Genomic DNA, 2,828 nt, shown 5'->3' with positions numbered 1-2,828 from the left:
GCGCCGTGCGACAGCACTGGCTGCAGGATCCAGAGCGACAAGTTGGATTCTCGTGTGTGATACACACAACTCAAAATTACTGCTTCTTCCAAGATTGGTTGTGCTGCGAAGCCAGCGCAACAACCCTCTTTGCCTGATGACCATAGCGAGTCGGTCCCACCCCTTCCCATCCCGAACAGGACCGTGAAACGACTCTACGCCGATGATAGTGCGGATTCCCGTGTGAAAGTAGGTAATCGTCAGGCTCCCTAAGCCAAGAACCCCCGCCCGAACAGGCGGGGGTTTTTGCATTTGGGCGGCGGAAATGCGTGAGTGATCGGGATCGGTGGCATGGCTGCTGTTCGAGCTGGGGCCGGGGTGCCGATTCTCCAGGATTGCCTTTGCGAGACTGACGCAGATCAGACCGATCGGGTTGGCCTTGCACCGCTCGCTGGCGCCGATCAAGACCTACCATCCAAACATCCATCCACTTGCTGTTCACGTGTGACCTGGGCAGCGAGTGGCGAAAATCCGCCGTTCGGCGTCCTTACATGCCGAAAGCTCCAGGCGACTACTGCCAATCGAGTGCACGAAGTCAGGTTTTGTCCAGGACGGCATCTTGTAGCGATCCAGGCTTGTTTGTTTCTCAACTCGTCGCATCTTCTCTCAAATCGATCCGTGCAAAAAAGATGGGGCGCTTTCGGCGTGCCACATGGAAGTCGTTGATACATAGCGCAAACCGGACGTACGCGAGTTCCTCAACCAGATGCCATCAAAAATTCGCGCCGTTTCTTTTGATGGGCACAGGCCGGCCGTCTTGAAACACGCAGACTTCTTCGATGAGCGAATAGCCGGTGCCGCGAAAGCAGTCCCTCCCTTCGCCTATCGACGCGAAGGGCGTGCCCCCGCATCGACGCCAGTAGATCGCGCCCTGCCTGGGGTATCCAGATCGCAGGGTGCGGATCCATTGCCTGGCGCGAACCGGCGCGTCGTATTCAGGCCTTGATCCCCGGTCCGCGCGCGCAAAGTCGGGCAGCTCGCAGCGGTCGTAGAAGAGCGGAAGTTGCAGGCCTGCTTTCTCGCGTCTTCGGATCGATGCTGGGCGGAAAACGCGCAGGCGTCGAATCTTGCACAAGTATCTGCGTTCAGTTGCTCGAGGCGGGCTTCGTACGGGCATGGGGGATGTCTTGTATATGCGGCGGAATCGCCTCGATAGGTCGGCCAGACGCTGATGTTGGTCGGCTTGCGCGGGGGCGAAGTGCAGTCGCCCACGCGCTAAAGAACGTGCGCCGAGATTGCCGCGGCAAACCTGCGCGGCAGCTCCCGGCACGGCCGTATGTCGTCACTGTCGATGAAGGTTGGGCAGCAGGATTCGTCTGTCGACGCGTCATCACCGGCGCCGGAGGCAATGACGTACATGGCGGCATCGTTGATCAGCCATGCATAGGCGACCGCATCCTGACTCCACGAGGGTGCCTCGGCCGACCCGGCGTGTACCGAACCGAGGCCCTTGGCATTGCGCGTGAGCTTCAATCTTTCATATGCGACTGCGCGGCTGCTGCCGAGCGTCCCGGGGCGCGGCTATCAACCAGCGCCTCCTGACGGGTCCAGGCGATCGTGCTCGGGCGACACTGGCGTCTGTCGGCCGGGCGGCCTGTGCGGTCAAAACCTTGAAGGACGGAAAAGATCACGCAGACGCATGAAGATCCGAACCAGGGCGGGCAGGGGGGCTCGGGATAGTACGGTTCCCCTGTCTCTGAAGCCGGCAAAGCCCAGCGCCGCCATCGCGATTTCTCGTTGACAGCGTTGCTCAAACTCATGATGCGATTGCTGGAAAGCGTTCGAAAGTCGTGTCACGTCAATCGCTGGCGGGTCGGGCCAGACAACCCTAGAAACCAGCAATGGACTCCCGGGAGGCATCTAAAAACAGATCATGGCAGCCGCCCGGCACGAAATTTGCGGAAATTTTGCATCTACCCGCTTGGCAGAGTGCTCAAGAGATCGTATGATGGCGGTCTTTCGTTTTCAGTGCAGATGCAGATCGACGCTGAAAGCGGAGTCTGGCGAAGATGTGACGCTGATCGGTAGGACCCATGCTTGCCTTAGCCGGGCAAGGGCGGGAGATCGGTGGTCAGGCAGGTATCAGGAAGGGGATGAAAATAATCTTCCGGATGTGCTTGACAGGGGTGCGATGTACCCCCATAATCGTCAGTTCTCTACGGAGGGGTGCCCGAGTGGCTAAAGGGGGCAGACTGTAAATCTGTTGGCTTACGCCTACGTTGGTTCGAATCCAACCTCCTCCACCAAGATATCAGCGCAGTGAGCGGTAGGGAATCGTTTGTGGCCCGTGCGGGTGTAGCTCAATGGTAGAGCAGAAGCCTTCCAAGCTTACGACGAGGGTTCGATTCCCTTCACCCGCTCCAGACCGCGAAGTTGAAGCGTAAAGCGCCCATGTGGCTCAGTGGTAGAGCACTCCCTTGGTAAGGGAGAGGTCGGCAGTTCGATCCTGCCCATGGGCACCAGCAGTAAAAAGTCAGTGTCTTGTTGTTTGCGCGCGGCGCAACCTGTGAAATTCCTTTTGGGAGTTGAAAATGGCCAAGGAAAAGTTTGAGCGGACCAAGCCGCACGTGAACGTTGGTACGATTGGTCACGTTGACCACGGCAAGACGACGCTGACGGCAGCGATCACGACGGTTCTGACGAAGAAATTCGGCGGCGAAGCGAAGGCGTACGACCAGATCGACGCGGCACCGGAAGAAAAGGCGCGCGGCATCACGATCAACACGGCACACGTCGAGTACGAAACGGCTAACCGCCACTACGCGCACGTCGACTGCCCGGGCCACGCT

The 2,828-nt window shown here is 58.9% G+C and carries 2 protein-coding genes, 3 tRNA genes and 1 rRNA gene; 5 read left to right on the top strand and 1 reads right to left on the bottom strand.

Annotated features, from left to right (window positions below):
• Positions 1-132: 132 nt before the first annotated feature.
• Positions 133-245 (top strand): 5S ribosomal RNA (rrf, locus tag VK92_RS38510).
• Positions 246-1,254: 1,009 nt separating this feature from the next.
• On the opposite strand, the gene VK92_RS38505 is transcribed toward rrf, so the two are convergent.
• A complete protein-coding gene (locus VK92_RS38505; protein ID WP_048026822.1) occupies positions 1,255-1,512 on the bottom strand; it encodes a hypothetical protein in 258 nt (85 codons plus the stop codon).
• A 687-nt stretch (positions 1,513-2,199) separates the two neighbouring features.
• On the opposite strand from VK92_RS38505, the gene VK92_RS38500 reads away from it, so the two are divergent.
• The 4 genes from VK92_RS38500 to VK92_RS38485 all read left to right on the top strand — a co-directional run.
• Positions 2,200-2,285: transfer RNA gene (locus VK92_RS38500), tRNA-Tyr, on the top strand.
• A gap of 43 nt (positions 2,286-2,328) precedes the next feature.
• Positions 2,329-2,402 (top strand) — tRNA-Gly (locus tag VK92_RS38495).
• Between the two features lie 24 nt (positions 2,403-2,426).
• Positions 2,427-2,501 (top strand) — tRNA-Thr (locus tag VK92_RS38490).
• 69 nt (positions 2,502-2,570) lie between these two features.
• On the top strand, positions 2,571-2,828 hold a 258-nt coding region (locus VK92_RS38485), incomplete at its 3' end, for a GTP-binding protein (protein ID WP_048026821.1).

Source organism: Burkholderia sp. LK4, from assembly GCF_001043615.1.
Lineage (GTDB): Bacteria > Pseudomonadota > Gammaproteobacteria > Burkholderiales > Burkholderiaceae > Burkholderia > Burkholderia cepacia.
This window is presented reverse-complemented; position numbering and strand designations above follow the sequence as displayed.